Below are 17,101 nucleotides of genomic sequence, written 5' to 3' on the forward strand. Positions count from 1 at the left end.
CTATTTATCCTTCACTCTCATCAGTCGCAAACTATTTAATGCTACCAAAATAGTGGCTCCCATATCGGAAAGAATCGCAATCCAAAGGGTTAGCCAGCCTGGAATAACCAATAGTAAGGCAATTATCTTAATTCCGATGGCAAACGTGATGTTCGCTTTGATGATATTTAGCGTTTTCCTGCTAAGTCTTACTGCAAATGGAAGCTTACTTAAATCATCTCCCATTAATGCAATATCAGCTGTCTCGATGGCAGTATCTGTTCCAGAACCGCCCATTGCAATGCCAACAGTGGATGCAGCAAGTGCAGGAGCATCATTGACGCCATCGCCAATCATAGCTACATTACCATGCTCGGCTTTCATTTTTTTAATATAGTCCAACTTATCCTGTGGCATCAATTCGGACTGAATATCAGAAACGCCTACATGAGCACCGATTGCTTCTGCGGTACCTTGATTATCACCTGTCAGCATAATTGTTTGCTTGATTCCTAACTGATGAAGTTTTTGAATCACATTTTTACTTGTTTCGCGGACCTCATCTGCTACAGCAATCACGCCGAGGATTGTTTGGTCCGTTCCAATAATCATGGCCGTTTTCCCTTGGTTTTGTAAAACTTTCACTTTATTTTCAAACTCAAGGCTAAAATCGGAAACATTTAATTCTTTAAAAAGCCTTGGACTGCCAATATAATAGGTTGTTCCATCTATATTCCCTTGAATGCCCCGACCTGTAATAGAAGTGAAGTCTTCCACTCTAACATCGGAATAAGTAATATTATCTTGCTCTGCTTTCTTCATTGTTGCTGAAGCAAGTGGATGTTGTGATCGATATTCTAAAGCTGTAATAATGGAAAACAGCTCTTTTTCTTCCACTTGATCATTTAACACTTTAAAATCTGTTACCACTGGTACACCTTTTGTCAGTGTTCCTGTTTTATCAAATGCGATTGCCTTAATGGCTCCTAATTCCTCTAGATAGACACCGCCTTTAATCAACACACCTTTTTTAGCTGCATTTCCAATTGCCGAGACAATCGAGATTGGAGTAGAAATAACTAATGCACACGGACATCCAACTACAAGTATCGCTAATCCTTGATAAACCCAAGTATCCCAACTTCCACCAAAGAATAAAGGTGGAACGACTGCAACGAGCGCCGCAATAACCATAATGATCGGAGTATAATATTTCGCAAATTTATCTACGAATGCTTGCGCTGGAGCGCGCTCCCCTTGTGCTTCCTCAACCAGATGAATAATCTTGGAGATGGTTGTATCCTCTACGTATTTGGTGATTTTTACTTCAAGTAGTCCCTCTTCGTTAAGCGTACCTGCAAATACTTCATCATCTACCGTTTTGGCAACAGGGACAGATTCTCCTGTTATAGCAGCCTGGTTGACAGCCGACACCCCATTTATAATGATCCCATCCATGGCAATTTTCTCCCCTGGTTTGACGATCATAATATCACCCACGGCGATATCGTCCACATGGATCATTATTTCCTGACCATTCCGCCTAACAAGTGCTTCTTTTGGAGCAATATCCATCAATGAACGAATGGACTGTCTTGCTCTATCCATAGAAAAACGTTCAAGTGCTTCACTGATTGCAAAGAGAATGACAACAATGGATGCCTCTGCCCATTCACCAATGATGGCAGCTCCAATAACTGCAACGGTCATAAGGGTTTTCATGTCGAAATCAAAGCGTATCAAATTTTGAAAACCAACTTTAAATAGTGAATATCCGCCAATTACAATCGAACTTACAAATAACATGGAAGTTACAAGGTTATCTTCTCCATTTACAAAGTGAGAAAGGTAACCAAAAGCAATCATTAATGTGGCAAACAGCAATGTGCTGTGCTTTTTATAAAACGGTATTTTCTCTTCTTTAAGAGCCTTAGTGTCTTCTTTGACCGCTTGTATCGATGGATTCGCCAGTTTTTCAGGAATTACCTTAAGATTCTCGAAAGCACCTGCTTTTTCAAGCTCTTCAACCGATGCATTTCCATATACATCAATTTTGGAAGCTCCGAAATTGACTTTAGCATCATGCACCCCTGGTAGTTCTTTTACATTTTTTTCAAACTTCCCAGCACAGTTTGCGCAAGAAAATCCCTCCACACGGTAAACATTTTTATCTTCTGTTACCACTGGTTCGACCCGTCTTCTAGTCTTCTCTGGTGCCACTTTAAGATTCTCGAAAGCACCAGCCTTTTCCAAATCTTCAACAGTTGCACTGCCAAAGACATCAATTTTGGAAGCTCCGAAATTGACTTTAGCATCATGCACCCCTGGTAGTTCTTTTACATTTTTTTCAAACTTCCCAGCACAATTCGCACACGAGAAACCCTCCACACGGTAAACCTGTTTATCTTCTGTTAATGTTTTTGTTGAACTATCCAATACTAGCAACCTCCCTTTGATGCAAGAAAGCTTTTTCTACAAGCTGTTTAACATGCTCATCATCTAGTGAATAATAGACTAATTTTCCTTCTTTACGGTATGTTGCTATACCTAAATTTTTCAACAATCTTAAATGATAGGATGCCGTAGCCGTTGAAGATTCAATGATATTCGCTACATCACAAACACATAACTCTCCCTCTAAAGATAAAACATAAGCAATTTTAACCCTTGTATCATCTGACAGAGTCTTAAAAACTTTCGCTACATCCATAGGATTCTGTTTAGCAAGCTCTTTTTTAGCCCTGTTTACCTTATCTTCGTGAATACAGGTAACTTCACACATATCTTTTGTCATAATTATCCTCCTTATTCAAATGACTATTTGTTTGATGATTATAATATATCATACCATAAACAAATAGTCAAAAGATTGTTTGAATGATATATAATTAATATTAAAAAGGATTGATTTCTAATGTTAGAAACCAATCCCTTCGGAGATTTTAACCAAATTTTAAAGTATCTTAAACATAACTGCCCTGTTAGTTTAAGTACATTTCTTCACAATTCAATTATAGATTAACTTTTAACTATTCATTATTGTACAATTCTCCATATAATTTCTGAATTTGGTTTTTTAATTTTTTATTTTCCTCCTCTAATTCCTTAACTCTTGTTTTTAAAGTCTTAACAAGAACCCCTTCAGATCGAGAGCTTTTCTCAGATTTTGATAAAATAATGTCTAACTTGTGCATTTGAATTCCTTCTTTCAAATTTTTCTACTACACTCACCGTAGTGAAAAAGTAAGTATTTTGTTTTATGACAAGTTTTTAACATATCTGGAACGGGATGCATGGACTAGTTATCCTTATGAGTATACGAATTAGGATCAACTGCATGTTTATCCTTGCATCTATCAGTGAGAGATGCGGTAGTGTCACGATCAATAACAAATACCACTGGCGAAATAGAGTGTGAGAACACGAACGCTTTGCCTTTTTTATTGTCGGAATATGATTATACAAAATGTTGTTTTACTGACATTGGTGTCAGATGAAGGCAAATAATAAAAAGGGCTCTTCTAGGAGTACTTACATTCATATATTTATTATAGTAAGAAATATAAAAGCGAATTTCTGGAAAATATTTCTATGCTTAAGGTAAAACTACTCAATCTAAAATTTATAATTCCAATTGGTATTTAAAGTTTCTCTTATTTATCGTCAAATAGTCTTTAGACTTAAAAATAATGTAACTAGCTATACCAGTGAAATCCCTTCTAAAATTCCTACTTTCAGAACTAAATGACGTAGTCTTATCTTGAATGATTTCTAATATTTCTTCATAGGTGGTTTCTAWTTAATATATACAATATAACTTATATATATTAATTAGATTATAATTAGTTTCCTTTAGAAAAGCTAATAAAATATAAATAAATTATAAAAAAACACTCTCATAGCATTTTGAGAGTGTTAAAAAAGTTTAAACTTTGAATTTTCTTCTTTATTGTAATGTAGTTTCACTACGAATGGATACGACAAACTTGGAGAGCCAATAAATGTGTATTGTTGTTCGAGTTTAATGTTTCTTTTTCCTACAGGGTCATAAATTACGACGGAATTATTGTCCTTTTCAATCGTAATATATTGTCCTCTTGGTTTTTTCACAATGTTCGTAACTTTGTAGTTAGAGAACTTCAAAGGCGTATTTGGACGATATTCTCCTTTTTTAAACTTCGGAATATCCGCTTCATAATAGTCATCTTGTAAATTATACGCATGTACAACGTCTTGTATTTGTTGACTCATCACATTATCTGGAATTTCTTTTGGGTTATAATATAACCGATCTTGTTGATATAACCCGATAATGATTGTTGTAATGACTAAACTAACTACTGTAAATCCTGCCCACATCGCAGTACGTTCGTGGAGTGACTTTTTTACAGTTACCGTAAAAAAGTACAGCGTGATTAAAGCAAATATTATAGCTAATATTAAGTACGTGTTCATAACATCACCTAAAAAGAGTATTAGTTAAATTTTAGTTGAAGTATTTAGAAACCGCAACGTTAATTAATGATTGGTTCAATAATAATTTCAACATTACCTCGTATTGCTTTAGACACCATACAATTTCGATCTGCGATTTCAATTAAACGATCGATGCGTTTATGAAGTTTATCAGTTTCATTCACTGAAATAGTAGGGCGATGCGTAATTTTTTCCATTTTAAATTGTTCATCATCACTTAAAGAAGCGGTACCGATAGATGTTAGTTCAATCGTAACGTCAGTAAATCTCGCACGCTCTAACGCTGCAGACAGACTAATAATATAGCAACTTGAAGCGGCCGCAACTAACAACTCATCTGGATTTGAAGCATTACCAGGTCCACCAAGTGAACTTGGTATTGAGATATTTCCATTTAAATGATCCGCTTTAAACTCTCCTGTAGAATTTCTGCCATTATTCCAAAGTGTTTGAACTGTAAAATCATGTGTAATCATAGAATCACCTTTAAATTTATTTTATTATATTAGTGAAAGGAAGTTTTTATATGAAAGTAACGTTTAGAATATTATACTCAATTTTATTAATGGGTGCAGGAGTATTACACTTTATTAATTTAGAAGGATTTAGAAGGATTTAGAAGAATCGTCCCATCAGTATTACCTTGTAAGACGTTTATCGTAAAATTTACTGGTGTATTAGAAATACTATTTTCGGTTTTATTATGGGTGAAAAGTAAAAATAACATATACGGAAAGCTTATCGCATTATTTATGATTGCAGTATTTCCAGCAAATGTTTATATGGCTTTAAAGAAAATTCCATTTAAACCAGGCACTGAAGCAAATCCATACGTATTATACGGACGCCTTCCACTTCAAATCCCACTAATCATCGGAGCATTAAAATTAGGTAGAAGATAAGAATAAGACCACTAAGATAGTATTGACTATCTTGGTGGCTTTTGTACTATATCTTCTTTACAAATTCTGATTTTAACTTCATCTGACCAAAGCCCGGAATCTTACATTCAATATCATGTCCGTCTTCAGGTTCTATTAGTCTAATACTTTTAACATTTGTTCCTTTTTTAATTGAATCAGAAGAACCTTTAACTTTTAGATCCTTAATAACTGTGATCGAATCACCATCGTTTAAAATTGTACCGTGCGCATCACGAACGAGCTGTGATTCCTCAAGCTCAAGTTGAGAATCCTTCGTCCATTCATGACCACACATTGGACAAATATACAATTGACCATCCTCATATGTATACTCCTGATTACAACTTGGACAAGCAGGTAATGTTGTACTCATTAAAAAGCCTCCTAAATAATTTTTACTGTAAGTATAGTATTTATTACTGCTTATTATACTTAACATTTATAAATTTTGCATATTTATGAGGAGGAGTATGAATTGATGTGAATATTCGTTTTATATAATGGTCTTCGTATGTGTTTATTGGAATTACTTCAAGTTCAAGAATTGTAATATTAACAACTCTTATAAGTTTTGGAGGGGCATAATTATTCTTATTTTGGAATGAAGTCTTTAATTTTCTCATATAAGTTCATAAAGACACTCCTTTTAAGAGCTTACGTTCGGTAATTTATGACAAATATATATTTACATCATAACTACCAATATGATCGAAAGTTTCATCATCAATTATAATAAGTGTCATTTCTAAATTTTCTTCTAATTTAGGTAGTTCGTCACCTTCATCTAAAAACATTTCTTCTAATTTTAAATTATCTTTTATTTTTTTATTTGCTGCAATTTCAGGGCTAAATACTACGATATCATCGATCATATAGCCGTCTGCAGAAACATCACGTGATTGAACAATTATCTTATTATCAGTTTTATTTTCGATTTCGAAATTAACTTTAATACTATCACCAAATATTTCGTCAGTTGTACGTTCAACATTTAATAAGTCGATTTTAACTATATCGTCATCAACAATATTTTGGTTCAATTCTTCAGTTTCAGTTGTTGCTTCATCTTCAGTTTCTTCAGTTACTTCTTCTTTTTTCTTATCTGCTTCAACTTGTTCATTTTCTGCGTCTTTTCTTAGTTCAGATTCAACTTCTTCAGTATTAGTTTCTCCACATGCTGAAAGCAGAAGTACAAATGCTGAGCTAGTTAATGCTAACAATAATTTTTTATTCATTTTTATTTCTCCTTTTGTTTTATGTAATCAATAAAATTAAGTATCTCGTTCATTTCCTCATCAGTAACATCATCGTCTATATGTGTAGCAATGACATCGGATTTGTCAATTTTTAATGCTTTTTCAGGCAGGGTTTTTCTTCCAGCTAGTTCATCTAGTGAAACATCGAAGAAATCAGCAAGAGCAATAGCATGATAAATTGACGGATATGACTTGCCTTCGCGCCATGATTGTAATGTTGATTTACTAAATTTAGGTTCATATTTAGCATTTAAATCAATTGCTAAATCACGATAAGTATATTCATGTGAAATGATTAATTTGTCGAACACATCTTTAAAGTCCATTCTTCACACCTTCCTCATCTTTAATATACATTACATGTCCTAAAAAGCAAACATATAACACCAGCTTTTGTCCTAAATTCTGAATAATGTTTTAGATTCAATTATTTGTCGTGATCTAATGGAGAAGGGGCTAAAACCTAGACGAAAAGGAAATGAAAATAAATGGCGTTAATTCACCGAATAAAACGGTTGATATAAAAACAAGGATATAAATCAATAAGTAATTGCTTTTACATTTAATTAAATACAATCAATTTTGTGCCTATATTTTTGTACTAATTTTGCCCCAATGTTAAATATAAATACGGGTAAATACGAGTATTATGTTAATATTTAACATAAAATAAAAACCCTAAAAACATTGAATTAACCCAGAGTGCTAGTACTTACTAGCGCTCTTTTTGTTAATACGAAACACAGGAGAGCAAGGTTCCTTCTAGATATAGGAAATATACCAATTAATATGTCTAAGGTGCTTTAGTCGTATGTCGCCTGTGTTATCTTACGACAGACTCTTTACAAAAAGGCACCTACGTTTATATGTGTTTTTTTGGTATGATATATCAAAACAAATAGAGGGAGAAAATCATGAGTCTTTTAGATGGTATACAAGAAGCATTATTAAACAAAGGTGGAGAAACAACAAGCAGGTATTTAAACGAGCATATTACAGGAAAAACAGCTGAATTTGCTTTAGAGATAGGAGTAGATAGTGTTGTTAATTCAATTCCGGGTATAGGTTCAGTTATTACTACCTACAAAAATAAAAAACATATAAAAAACATGGAGATCCTAATAAGGGAACTTGATAATAAAATCGAAAAGATTTATCATCTGCCAAAAAAAACGGATTCAGATAAAAAAACAATAGACGATATCTTGGAAAAAGCTATTGATACCGCTGTAAATAGTGAACAAGAAACTAAAATAAAATTTATAGTTCAAGGTTTTGAATCAATAATTGAAAGTGAAGATATTTCATATGATGTAGCCAGTTTATATTTGGGCACTCTTGAACGCGTAAGTTTATTAGATATAGCGGTCTTAAAGCACTATTGTACACCATTCGATTTGAGAGATATTAATGGTATATTGGACAGTTTTAATATTGATGCTGAGATTTTTAACTCAAGTAGAGCATATTTAAGAACACTCGGACTAATTGAGACGAAATCGGACATAAATGTAACTGCTGATATTGATATGATATATAAAAGTTTAGATGATACTATAAAGAACGTTGTAAACATTAAAAATTATCTTTTAGGTAAAAATAAAAAATTATATCCTCCAAAAATAACCAATTTAAGAAAACTTGAATCTAAAGAAAGGTACCAAAGTAGCAAGTTTGGCAGAAACTTTTATTCCTACTTCATTGAGGAGTGATAATTTCAAAACAAGATACATTTATTAACGGTTATCTTTTTTTAAAAATGAAGTTATATGATTAACGTGAATTTTGGTGGTATATGAGATAAAACTAACAGTTAAACAACAAAAGTTTGCTGCTGAATATGTAATCATTGGAAAGGTCTATTAATTAGCAATTAAAGCTGGATATAGTCATAACTATGCTAGAGCACAGTATAGTAAGTTGTTGGAAAATGTAGGTGTGAATTCATACATTGATAAATAACTTGCTAAATTACAAAGTGAAAAATTTGCTGAACAAAAAGAAGTAATGAAATTCTTTACATCCATTTTACGTGGTGAAATTACTGTACCAATGGCAGAGTTTTATGGAACTGCTATCACAAATTAATTAAATTATAACAAGAGCACAAGCTAGAAGGAGCGTTACTGAGATAATTGGCAAAAGTTAGGGAATGTGGACAGATAAATAAGATGTAAATGTAACAGGTTTGGTGAGTTTTCATGTCGTGGTAGTTAGGAATCTTATCATTGTACAGTTAATTATTCGCTAAACAGTAAATGTATATATCCATAAGATTGATAATACACTTGCTACATCCGTATTTGAGCAAATCAAATGGGCAATAAATGAACAACAAGTTTCACATTTATTCAGTTATGAGACAAATACAATGATAGAATAATCTTAGTGAGAGAGATGTTTTCGTGATAGAACATTATACACAAAATGGATATCGCTTTATTAACAGACTTCTTAGAAAGGGGTACAAACTCAATTAGACTGAGGGATACCTCAATACACTATTGATAAGAGCTTGAAAATAATTGAAGACATCAAAGAAGCTATTTCTGACTATAAGACTGAAGACGACTTAAAAGTTTTCCGTGGTGTTAGAGGTTCACACCTTTTCTCTAACACATTAAAATCTGGAGACATTACATTTATTGATGAAGGATTCATGAGTCCATCACTAGATAAATTTGTCATAGAGCGCTTTATAGATGATGAAGGTGTTCTATTTGAAATAGACATCCCTAAAGGTATAAATGTTGGAAGTTACATGGAGGACATTGTTTTCTTCGATAGTGAATATGAATTCTTAATACAGCCGAGCACCAAATTTAAAGTGAAAGATGTTATAACCAAAGGAAGAAAACAGCGAATAAAATTAGAGGTGGTTATTAGTGACTAACGTAGAAAAATATATTATTAAACCTTTTGATGAAGCTACTGATGATGAAAAGAGATTAATCGGCCCGCATATATTTGGAGATAATGCTTATGTGTTTTTTCAAGACGAAGGTATCATGAATGCATATCTAGATGAATTAGGTATACCACACGATGAAGAGTTGAGAGCAGTTCAACAATATATCTTCTCATATATTCAGGATAAAGAAGATAGACCAACATTAGAAAAAGCTTTAAGCATGATAAAAGAAATCAGAGAAACTAATGGTAAAGGTCCTTATCTCATTAAAAAGAGTGAATAGCTTATGACTAACGTAGAAAAATATATTATCGAACCCTTCAACAAAGCTACTGATGATGAAAAGCGGTTAGTGGGCCCTTGTATTTTTGGAGATAATCCCGCAGTTTTTTTAGAGATGAAGATATAATGTTTGATTATCTAGATAAATTAGGTATACCACACCATGAAGAAATAAGAAGAGTATTAAAGTATATTATTTCGGATATCCAATACGAGGACGAAAAGCCGACGTTAGAAGAAGCGTTAAGTAAGATTAAAGAAATTAGAGAACTACATGCACAAGGGTACTACGACCTTAAATAAATTAGCACTTAATCATTTTTGATTAGGTGCTATTTTTATGCCCAAAACATGCTTATGGCTTTAAACTGCGCAAGGAATACAGTCAAACAAGACTTTAAAAAGGAGAAAATAACTATGAAATTACCTTTAGATTTACAATTCTTTGCAGCGGTAGAAGATAAACAATCTGATGTAGAGAATGAAAAAACAGAGACTACTGAACAAAATGAAGAGTCTAAACACAATGATAACAAAAAACTTTACACTCAAGATGAATTAGAACAAGCGATAAAATCTCGTATGGATCGTGAGACTAAAAAACGAGAAAAGGAAATTGCAGAAGCTGAAAAACTCGCGAAGATGAATGAAGCGGAAAAGCAAAAGTACGAGTTTGAAAAGTTGCAAGAAGAGAATGAACGATTAAAAGCCGAGCAAAACAGATGGACACTCGGTAAAGATGCAACTGTAATGTTGTCAGAACATCAAATTCAAGCGACAGACGACATTTTAAACTTTGTGGTAGGAAAAGACGCTGAGGAAACATCAGAGCGTGTCAAGGCGTTTGCTAAGCTTGTAGAGGATACTTCAAATTCATTAGTTCAAGATAAATTGAAAGGTAATGCACCAGTTAGACAAAAGTCGTCACAACCTTTAACACGTGACGACATTATGAAAGTTAAAGATCCATCAGAACGAATTAGACTTATTCAAGAGAATTCACATTACAATTCTAGGAGGTACTTAAATTGGATTTAGAAATTATTAAAGATAATAAAAGCTATCTACTGTCTGATTATGATATCCATGTACAAGATATCCGAGTATCTTCTATACCCCTGATAACAAACAGACAAGAAATAGATGGTTTCCCTGGAAGTTTAGATTACGGATCATACTACGGTGACAGACCTATCACCGTAGATTTTTATATTAAGGCAAGAGATGACCATGACTACCCACATTTACGAGATTTATTATTCGAGTTACTTGTAGACACAAAGCCATACTATATCCGAGAGGTAAGAACTACTGGTGAGTATGAAGATGATAGTTACTGTAAGCAGAAGAAAGTTGAATCTTATGTTAATGGAAAACAATATCATGTTGCAGTAAATAACACGATTGATTTAGACCAAGTCATGAAAGTAGGATTTGGAACAATAGAGTATCTGACATCTGGTCTACCATTCGCTGAATCAATCTACACCACAAAAGAACTTAATGACACTGGTTATTCCGCTCTAGTCGAAAAATACGGTTTAGTAGACGGTATCAACTCGGATAACACGAAATATAAGTTTACTGAACGCAACTTCACGATTTGGAACGCAGGCAACGTGACTGTCGAGCCTGAAACGATGTATTTGAAGATTACTACGACTGGTACTAACGGTGTGCTAGAAATGCGGAATAAGACGACTGGCGACACGTTTAAAGTCAATGCGACATTCGGTGGCGACTTAGTGATTGACGGAAAGAATACTCAATTAAACGGTGTGAACGTGCTCAGAGATACGAACAAACGTTATATTAGCTTAGCGAGTGGTGCTAACGAGTTTGAAGTCATCGGACAGTTTACCGATATAACAATAGATTTTAGATTTTATTATAAGTAAGGAAGTGATTGAGTGAAACTTAATAGAACGGGCTCAATTTGGGATAGAAAAGAAAGAATCAATATCAATGATAACTGGGATATGATTGAAGGTAGCGTTGGTAGTGTTGATACTTTAGTTAGTAAATCAGAAACCATATTAGAAGAAGCTAAAAAGATTAACAATGAAAATAAAGATGTTCAAAAACAAATAGATAATTTAATTTTATCTGACGGAGAATCTGATGCAGAAGTTATTCAAGCACGTACTGATTTAAATGGGTATACTCATGATGTTTTAAAACAAAGATTGGATTATGATACATCAAGGCTAGATAAAACGGAATTAGATAACTTTAATACAAATACATTTTTAGAAATGCCAGAGAACTACTTGGAAATACCATCTGCAATCGGTAGTAGTCTTACAACACATCCGTCTGTGATAGACTTTCTCGAAGAATTCGGTATAGCAACGTGGAATGGATATCGCTATTGGATGGCACACACGCCTTATCCCGGTACACAGAATGAAAATCCATCAATCGCGGCGAGTAACGATAACGTTAATTGGGTATTACCGAAAGGCGCGCCGAACCCTGTTATAGGTGCGCCTGTGTCGCCTGCTTACAACAGTGATACAGAATTAATCTATCTTCCCGCAGTAAATAAGTTGCGCATCTACTATCGGGAGGCTAACAATCCTGATGGCAGTGTCGTTATTTATTATATCGAAAGTACAGACGGATCGAACTGGACAGCACCAGTTGTGTCTTTAAAAACAACAGAACGGCAGGTGCTAAGTCCTTCCATCGTACCCGCGCCGAATAATAGATGGTTCATGTATTGTGTGGAATCCGAAACGACAATCCATCGTAGAGAATCCAGCGATGGAATAACGTGGAGTAATCCAGATGCAATCACACAACCTTGGGATAATTGGTCTGCATGGCATATTGGAGTGACTCGTGATACAAGTGGTACGTATCATATGTTAGGCAGTACGTGGGCTGATTCAGCTAGTGGCGAAGGAACGCAATTTAGACCAATCGTTTACGCTTCAAGTGCAAATGGGTGGCATTGGATTGCAAACGAAAAACCGCAATTAATCCCGACAGGTTGGGCAGGAGGCTATTTATACAGACCTCACTTTATTGTGGACGAGTCAAAGGGATTGAAAGATGGTATGCCTTACGTGAAGGTTTGGTTTAGCGCTGCACAAGATGCGGTTGCGGCAGGTTGGCACATAGGTTATTCCGAAGGTTATCTGATGCCGGGCGATACATTAAACGCATCAGCGACTAGCGCTAACATAAAACGAAAAAGAGTAGGAGAATATTTTAAGCTTTTCGCGAGTAACATTATTGCACCTTTTGCTAGAATCGGAAGATTAAAAACGAAAAGAATCGAATTGGAAAGTGACTACTCTCAGCCTATTATCGAAATGCGCGACGGCAGACCTGGTAAAAACGGTAATAACTACGTACGCATTGAGTATGTTGGGGGCAAAGATTCTGAAGTTAGAATGTTTTTAAGTTTTTTTAATGATGACGAACTGTCTACAAAAGAATGACTTTAGCACCATTTTTGAACTCTTTAGATTTAAATAATGTTTCACTCAATAACGTTAATGGTTTAATTGTTAATCGGGGTGTTTTTAAGGATAGTGTAAAGATTAGAAACAGTAACGGGCAAGAAACAAGAATCGTTAGGGATAATGCTAATAACACTGTATTACAATTAGGTAATCATAATCCAAAATTCAGGAATTTAGATGGACATTTCGACATGGACGGAGGAGGTATTTTCAACACTCAATTTATTTCGATTTCTGGAAAAACGAGTATTTCAAACGCTTTGAATGGTACACTTTTTGAGGATAGCGACGGAAAACTCAAATATAAAAATCAGGATGGCATAACAACTGTACTTACTTAATCTCGTATTAGGTAAATTAAAATAAAAAAAGTAAGGAATCGTATCTGTTTTAAGTTATAATATGTTTCAAAATTGAATTGACTCCGAATTCTTTTACTGTAATATTAGACTATATAAAGTCGGAGGATTGATTATGAAATATATTTTTACCTTAACAATTATACTTTTGTTTTTTACAAGTTCAACATCACTAACAAAAGAATGGATTGGTAGTAATACAGCAGTATACATCTTTTTGTTACTACCACTTATTTACTTGGTTTTTTTCAAAAAAATTAAGTTTGAATATAACTCTAAATTAACATTATTGATAATCCTTTTTACTTTTGTTAGCATGTTTTCAGCATTAATTAATTCTGATTTAAACATATTTTTCAGTTCAATAGGATACTCAGTTTTGTTTTTAGTAGCTACAGTGATAATACCTACTTACTACAAAAATAAAACTGGAAAAATAGTTGTATTTACAATATTGATTTCACAAATTCCTATAATCCTTTTTCCTATCCTTGCTAACGGAATAGACGCAATACCGTATAAAGGAGCGTTCTTTAATAGTAATTCTTTTGGTGGCGTTGTAACTGTTTTGTTTGTGGTTACTTTTGCTATGTTATTACAGAAATTAGAATCATTTATCTACTCCAAAAAAAAAGTATCAAAACTAATTTTGTTATTTCTATTCATCGCTTCTAGCTTGTCATTTTTTCTAGTAATTATAAGTGGTAGTAGGACAAGTTTTCTGACGATCATAATAGTCGTCTCGATTGGTATACTCTTTTTGTTACTTTATGCGGTCAAATATAAATTAGTTGGAACGTTATTAGTTAGATCTTTGTTCATTTTACCTATAGGCGGTTTTATCCTCTGGGTTACAATTAAAATACTTCCAATTAACATGTACCTTGAAGAAGTGATTTTTAGTAAATTTTCACGAAAATCAAACAATATTTTAGATGGCAGAGATTTAGTTTGGGGGAAAGCTTTTAATGAATCTGGGTTATTCGGAAATGGAAGTAAATACTTTTCTGGAGAAGTTGGGTTAGGAGCTCATAACACCTTTATTTCTATATTGGGACAGTACGGATGGATTGCGGTTATAATCTTTGTAGTTTTAATACTTTTAAGCTTGTATTATTGCTTAAAATACACATTGTCTAACAATAACTATAAATATTTACCTTTACTCATGATTGTTGCTTTCATCTCATTATCTATGGGCGAAGTAATGCTTTATAAATTGAGCATGATAGCAACATTTATATTGATAGGTGTTGTAGCTAACAATAAAAAGATAAAAATAATTAATAATAAGAGCATCATAAGTTAAAAGGATGGTAAGTAGTGTTAAATAAATTAATTCCGCTTGGATTAAAAAAACAAATAAAGCTTTCAAGAAATAAAAAAAGATTCCCAACGAGTATTATCGGTTCAAGTCGTATTTCTGAAAATGTAACATTAGGATACAAAACGAAAATAAATCCAGACGCAATAATATCTGAAAATGTTAAGATGCGTGACTATTTATATGTTAACGCTAATTCAATTTTAGGTAAAAATGTAACTGTAGGGAAGTTTTGTTCAATCGCTTACAATTGTCAAATTGGGATGAGTGAACATTCCATTACTCATATTTCCACTTCTCCTTATATTTATGGAGAACATAACATTCTTGGTATTCCTCCTACTTGGGATGAATTTTAAAAAGGAGTTATCATTGGTAATGATGTTTGGATAGGGAGTAATGTAGTTGTTTTACAAGGCGTTACTATTGGTGATGGAGCTGTAATAGCTACAGGAGCTGTGGTAACTAAAAATGTACCCCCATATTCAATTGTTGGTGGGGTTCCTGCAAAAGAAATTAAAAAGAGGTTTAATGAAGAGCAAATAAAGTACTTACAAGAACTCAAGTGGTGGGACATGCCAGAAGAAGAATTGAAGAGGATTAAGGAATTAATTGTCAATAAAGACAAGTGGTTTGAACAACTTGATTAGCAGTAGGAACAAGTTGTGTATCAACTTAATAAGAGGTTAACCACCAAAGTCACACTTTCCCCCCTATTATTTGGTATGATTGATGTATCAAATATAGGAGTGATTTATGGTGCATTACGTGATCGAACAGACAGAGTATAACGAAGGAACAAAAGAATTTAAGAAGCCGACTGCAGTTGGTGCGGAATATTTTGATAACAAACCTGAAAAAGGTGAATATATCGTTACTAAAGATGGCAGAACATTTGTTGTTAGAGCTGTACTCCACAGATCTCAACTCAAGAACGAAAACTACACCGGAGATGAACCAACGACAGTGTTGATAGTAGAGGAAAGTGAAATTTTTCTAACATAATATTAAATGTGTAAGACACCTCATTGTGAGCTGCACCCCTAAAGTTGGACACTAAAATCCAACTTTAGGGGTGTTTTTGTATGAAGAATAAAAAGCATAGCTTTGAATTTAAGGTAAAAGTAGTTAATGAATACCTAAATGGAGAAGGAGGATACAGATTTTTAGGTAAAAAATATAATATAAACAAGTCCCTTGTTGAAAAATGGGTGGGACAATATAAGACATATGGACATCAAGGACTCGCTAAATCTCTAGGCAATACTCAATATACTAGTGAATTTAAACTGACTGTTTTAAAATATAGAGAAGAAAATCAATTGTCCTATAGAGAAACAGCGGAATACTTTGGTATCAAGCATTATCCAACAATCGCTACCTGGAATCACAAGTTACAAGCAGGTGGTCCGGCTGCTCTAGAGGGTAAGCAAGGGAGACCAAGAAAACATATGTCTAAGAATGAAAATAAGCAAAAACAAGTATCAAAGAGTGAGCCACTTAATGAAACAGAACGCGAAGAGCTAGAACGTCTAAGAGAAGAACTAAGAATGAAAGAATTGGAAAATATCATTCTAAAAAAGTTGAACGCCTTACCGACAGATCCAACAGACAAAAAACGAAAGTAGCGCTTGAGGTAAGGCAAGAGACGACTTATACGCTGAAAGAAATCCTAACGGTGTTGAAGCTACCGAAGTCTGTATATTATTACTGGATAAAACATATGGATGATCAGGAACAAAAAGATCGATGGCTAGTAGAAAAAATTAAAGAGATCGCCTTAAAACATAAAGGTAGATATGGATATAGAAGAATCAAAGCGATACTCGAGCACAGAGAACACGTTGTGGTGAATCATAAGCGTTTATTACGCATTATGAAGGCCCATAATTTACTGTGTCACAAATTCAAGAACAAATCGAGAACGCGTTACAGTTCATACAAAGGGACAGTTGGGGAAATTGCTCCAAATAGCGTGAACCGTAAATTTAGTCCGAAGACATTCAATCAACTATGGGTCACAGATGTCACAGAGTTTGCGTTACCTATCAAAGGAAAGAAACTATATCTATCAACGATTATGGATTGTTATAACTCTGAAGTGATTGCCTATCAATT

At 33.8% G+C, this 17,101-nt stretch carries 25 protein-coding genes and 3 pseudogenes; 19 read left to right on the top strand and 9 right to left on the bottom strand.

The window, feature by feature from the left end:
• The 5 genes and pseudogenes from BBS29_RS03105 to BBS29_RS03125 all read right to left on the bottom strand — a co-directional run bounded on the left by BBS29_RS03105 (position 1) and on the right by BBS29_RS03125 (position 4,931).
• Positions 1-2,415 carry a cadmium-translocating P-type ATPase CadA gene (locus BBS29_RS03105; RefSeq protein ID WP_068128934.1) on the bottom strand — a complete coding sequence of 805 codons (2,415 nt, stop codon included), beginning with the start codon at positions 2,413-2,415 and terminating at the stop codon, positions 1-3.
• Positions 2,408-2,773, bottom strand: a complete 366-nt coding sequence (locus BBS29_RS03110) for an ArsR/SmtB family transcription factor (protein ID WP_068128936.1) — start codon at positions 2,771-2,773, stop codon at positions 2,408-2,410. Before BBS29_RS03110 ends, BBS29_RS03105 begins: the two co-directional genes overlap by 8 nt.
• A gap of 235 nt (positions 2,774-3,008) precedes the next feature.
• Positions 3,009-3,155 (bottom strand): annotated as a pseudogene (locus BBS29_RS03115) (DUF6262 family protein); the annotation flags it as partial.
• 739 nt (positions 3,156-3,894) lie between these two features.
• Entirely contained in the window at positions 3,895-4,434 is a 540-nt protein-coding gene (locus tag BBS29_RS03120; RefSeq protein WP_068128938.1) for a hypothetical protein, read from the bottom strand.
• Between the two features lie 59 nt (positions 4,435-4,493).
• Positions 4,494-4,931 carry an SACOL1771 family peroxiredoxin gene (locus BBS29_RS03125; RefSeq protein ID WP_068128940.1) on the bottom strand — a complete coding sequence of 146 codons (438 nt, stop codon included), beginning with the start codon at positions 4,929-4,931 and terminating at the stop codon, positions 4,494-4,496.
• A gap of 276 nt (positions 4,932-5,207) precedes the next feature.
• Between BBS29_RS03125 and BBS29_RS08490 the strand changes: the two genes are divergently transcribed.
• Positions 5,208-5,357: a hypothetical protein gene (locus BBS29_RS08490; protein ID WP_257009078.1), complete on the top strand. Its 150-nt coding sequence runs from the start codon at positions 5,208-5,210 to the stop codon at positions 5,355-5,357.
• 46 nt (positions 5,358-5,403) lie between these two features.
• On the opposite strand, the gene BBS29_RS03135 is transcribed toward BBS29_RS08490, so the two are convergent.
• The 4 genes from BBS29_RS03135 to BBS29_RS03150 are packed head-to-tail and all read right to left on the bottom strand — an operon-like array spanning position 5,404 to position 6,960.
• Positions 5,404-5,751, bottom strand: a complete 348-nt coding sequence (locus BBS29_RS03135) for a zinc ribbon domain-containing protein YjdM (protein ID WP_068128943.1) — start codon at positions 5,749-5,751, stop codon at positions 5,404-5,406.
• Between the two features lie 43 nt (positions 5,752-5,794).
• Positions 5,795-6,001 (bottom strand): hypothetical protein, encoded by a 207-nt coding sequence (locus BBS29_RS08420; protein ID WP_068128945.1) that lies wholly within the window; start codon positions 5,999-6,001, stop codon positions 5,795-5,797.
• Positions 6,002-6,046: 45 nt separating this feature from the next.
• Positions 6,047-6,598: a hypothetical protein gene (locus tag BBS29_RS03145; RefSeq protein ID WP_143861252.1), complete on the bottom strand. Its 552-nt coding sequence runs from the start codon at positions 6,596-6,598 to the stop codon at positions 6,047-6,049.
• 17 nt (positions 6,599-6,615) lie between these two features.
• The gene (locus BBS29_RS03150) at positions 6,616-6,960 is read right to left on the bottom strand and encodes a helix-turn-helix domain-containing protein (RefSeq protein WP_068128948.1); all 345 of its coding nucleotides are present in this window, start codon (positions 6,958-6,960) and stop codon (positions 6,616-6,618) included.
• A 588-nt stretch (positions 6,961-7,548) separates the two neighbouring features.
• Here BBS29_RS03150 and BBS29_RS03155 point away from each other — a divergent pair.
• From BBS29_RS03155 to BBS29_RS03210, 18 genes and pseudogenes are all read left to right on the top strand, one after another.
• Complete coding sequence (locus tag BBS29_RS03155; RefSeq protein ID WP_068128950.1) at positions 7,549-8,346, top strand: hypothetical protein; 798 nt, start codon at positions 7,549-7,551, stop codon at positions 8,344-8,346.
• A 160-nt stretch (positions 8,347-8,506) separates the two neighbouring features.
• Positions 8,507-8,596 carry a hypothetical protein gene (locus BBS29_RS08600; RefSeq protein WP_373554032.1) on the top strand — a complete coding sequence of 30 codons (90 nt, stop codon included), beginning with the start codon at positions 8,507-8,509 and terminating at the stop codon, positions 8,594-8,596.
• Positions 8,597-8,852: 256 nt separating this feature from the next.
• Positions 8,853-9,008, top strand: a pseudogene (locus BBS29_RS08495) (phage terminase large subunit); the annotation flags it as partial.
• A gap of 141 nt (positions 9,009-9,149) precedes the next feature.
• The gene (locus BBS29_RS03160) at positions 9,150-9,527 is read left to right on the top strand and encodes an ADP-ribosyltransferase (protein ID WP_068128952.1); all 378 of its coding nucleotides are present in this window, start codon (positions 9,150-9,152) and stop codon (positions 9,525-9,527) included.
• Positions 9,520-9,828 carry a hypothetical protein gene (locus BBS29_RS03165; RefSeq protein WP_068128954.1) on the top strand — a complete coding sequence of 103 codons (309 nt, stop codon included), beginning with the start codon at positions 9,520-9,522 and terminating at the stop codon, positions 9,826-9,828. Before BBS29_RS03160 ends, BBS29_RS03165 begins: the two co-directional genes overlap by 8 nt.
• A 3-nt stretch (positions 9,829-9,831) precedes the next feature.
• Complete coding sequence (locus BBS29_RS08500; RefSeq protein ID WP_257009079.1) at positions 9,832-9,954, top strand: hypothetical protein; 123 nt, start codon at positions 9,832-9,834, stop codon at positions 9,952-9,954.
• Positions 9,954-10,130, top strand: a complete 177-nt coding sequence (locus tag BBS29_RS08340; protein WP_179853826.1) for a hypothetical protein — start codon at positions 9,954-9,956, stop codon at positions 10,128-10,130. The genes BBS29_RS08500 and BBS29_RS08340 overlap by 1 nt, the downstream gene beginning before the upstream one ends.
• Before the next feature lie 114 nt (positions 10,131-10,244).
• Complete coding sequence (locus BBS29_RS03170; protein ID WP_068128955.1) at positions 10,245-10,865, top strand: DUF4355 domain-containing protein; 621 nt, start codon at positions 10,245-10,247, stop codon at positions 10,863-10,865.
• A complete protein-coding gene (locus BBS29_RS03175) occupies positions 10,856-11,725 on the top strand; it encodes a phage tail domain-containing protein (RefSeq protein WP_068128958.1) in 870 nt (289 codons plus the stop codon). Before BBS29_RS03170 ends, BBS29_RS03175 begins: the two co-directional genes overlap by 10 nt.
• A gap of 12 nt (positions 11,726-11,737) precedes the next feature.
• Positions 11,738-13,276 carry a sialidase family protein gene (locus tag BBS29_RS03180; protein ID WP_068128960.1) on the top strand — a complete coding sequence of 513 codons (1,539 nt, stop codon included), beginning with the start codon at positions 11,738-11,740 and terminating at the stop codon, positions 13,274-13,276.
• Entirely contained in the window at positions 13,273-13,641 is a 369-nt protein-coding gene (locus tag BBS29_RS03185) for a hypothetical protein (RefSeq protein ID WP_068128961.1), read from the top strand. The genes BBS29_RS03180 and BBS29_RS03185 overlap by 4 nt, the downstream gene beginning before the upstream one ends.
• A 133-nt stretch (positions 13,642-13,774) precedes the next feature.
• Positions 13,775-14,968 (top strand): O-antigen ligase family protein, encoded by a 1,194-nt coding sequence (locus BBS29_RS03190; protein WP_068128963.1) that lies wholly within the window; start codon positions 13,775-13,777, stop codon positions 14,966-14,968.
• A gap of 14 nt (positions 14,969-14,982) precedes the next feature.
• Positions 14,983-15,342: an acyltransferase gene (locus tag BBS29_RS08160; RefSeq protein ID WP_084778805.1), complete on the top strand. Its 360-nt coding sequence runs from the start codon at positions 14,983-14,985 to the stop codon at positions 15,340-15,342.
• Between the two features lie 12 nt (positions 15,343-15,354).
• Positions 15,355-15,441: pseudogene (locus BBS29_RS08505) on the top strand (DapH/DapD/GlmU-related protein); the annotation flags it as partial.
• Complete coding sequence (locus BBS29_RS08165; RefSeq protein WP_257009080.1) at positions 15,442-15,633, top strand: hypothetical protein; 192 nt, start codon at positions 15,442-15,444, stop codon at positions 15,631-15,633.
• 106 nt (positions 15,634-15,739) lie between these two features.
• On the top strand, positions 15,740-15,988 hold the full coding sequence (locus BBS29_RS03200) for a hypothetical protein (RefSeq protein ID WP_068128964.1): 249 nt from the start codon (positions 15,740-15,742) through the stop codon (positions 15,986-15,988).
• Between the two features lie 80 nt (positions 15,989-16,068).
• On the top strand, positions 16,069-16,611 hold the full coding sequence (locus BBS29_RS03205; protein ID WP_068128966.1) for a helix-turn-helix domain-containing protein: 543 nt from the start codon (positions 16,069-16,071) through the stop codon (positions 16,609-16,611).
• A 95-nt stretch (positions 16,612-16,706) separates the two neighbouring features.
• Positions 16,707-17,101, top strand: a 395-nt coding sequence (locus tag BBS29_RS03210) for an IS3 family transposase (protein WP_143861253.1), incomplete at its 3' end; no start/stop codon positions are given.

The sequence above is a fragment of the Nosocomiicoccus ampullae genome (assembly GCF_001696685.1).
Lineage (GTDB): Bacteria > Bacillota > Bacilli > Staphylococcales > Salinicoccaceae > Nosocomiicoccus > Nosocomiicoccus ampullae_A.

Bases quoted from the DNA above. Each gene is read 5' to 3' on its own strand.
- BBS29_RS03110 (WP_068128936.1), bottom strand. From the start codon at position 2,773: ATGACAAAAGATATGTGTGAAGTTACCTGTATTCACGAAGATAAGGTA.
- BBS29_RS03120 (WP_068128938.1), bottom strand. From the start codon at position 4,434: ATGAACACGTACTTAATATTAGCTATAATATTTGCTTTAATCACGCTG.
- BBS29_RS03125 (WP_068128940.1), bottom strand. From the start codon at position 4,931: ATGATTACACATGATTTTACAGTTCAAACACTTTGGAATAATGGCAGA.
- BBS29_RS08490 (WP_257009078.1), top strand. From the start codon at position 5,208: ATGATTGCAGTATTTCCAGCAAATGTTTATATGGCTTTAAAGAAAATT.
- BBS29_RS03135 (WP_068128943.1), bottom strand. From the start codon at position 5,751: ATGAGTACAACATTACCTGCTTGTCCAAGTTGTAATCAGGAGTATACA.
- BBS29_RS08420 (WP_068128945.1), bottom strand. From the start codon at position 6,001: ATGAGAAAATTAAAGACTTCATTCCAAAATAAGAATAATTATGCCCCT.
- BBS29_RS03150 (WP_068128948.1), bottom strand. From the start codon at position 6,960: ATGGACTTTAAAGATGTGTTCGACAAATTAATCATTTCACATGAATAT.
- BBS29_RS03155 (WP_068128950.1), top strand. From the start codon at position 7,549: ATGAGTCTTTTAGATGGTATACAAGAAGCATTATTAAACAAAGGTGGA.
- BBS29_RS08500 (WP_257009079.1), top strand. From the start codon at position 9,832: ATGACTAACGTAGAAAAATATATTATCGAACCCTTCAACAAAGCTACT.
- BBS29_RS08340 (WP_179853826.1), top strand. From the start codon at position 9,954: ATGTTTGATTATCTAGATAAATTAGGTATACCACACCATGAAGAAATA.
- BBS29_RS03170 (WP_068128955.1), top strand. From the start codon at position 10,245: ATGAAATTACCTTTAGATTTACAATTCTTTGCAGCGGTAGAAGATAAA.
- BBS29_RS03185 (WP_068128961.1), top strand. From the start codon at position 13,273: ATGACTTTAGCACCATTTTTGAACTCTTTAGATTTAAATAATGTTTCA.
- BBS29_RS03190 (WP_068128963.1), top strand. From the start codon at position 13,775: ATGAAATATATTTTTACCTTAACAATTATACTTTTGTTTTTTACAAGT.
- BBS29_RS03200 (WP_068128964.1), top strand. From the start codon at position 15,740: ATGGTGCATTACGTGATCGAACAGACAGAGTATAACGAAGGAACAAAA.
- BBS29_RS03205 (WP_068128966.1), top strand. From the start codon at position 16,069: ATGAAGAATAAAAAGCATAGCTTTGAATTTAAGGTAAAAGTAGTTAAT.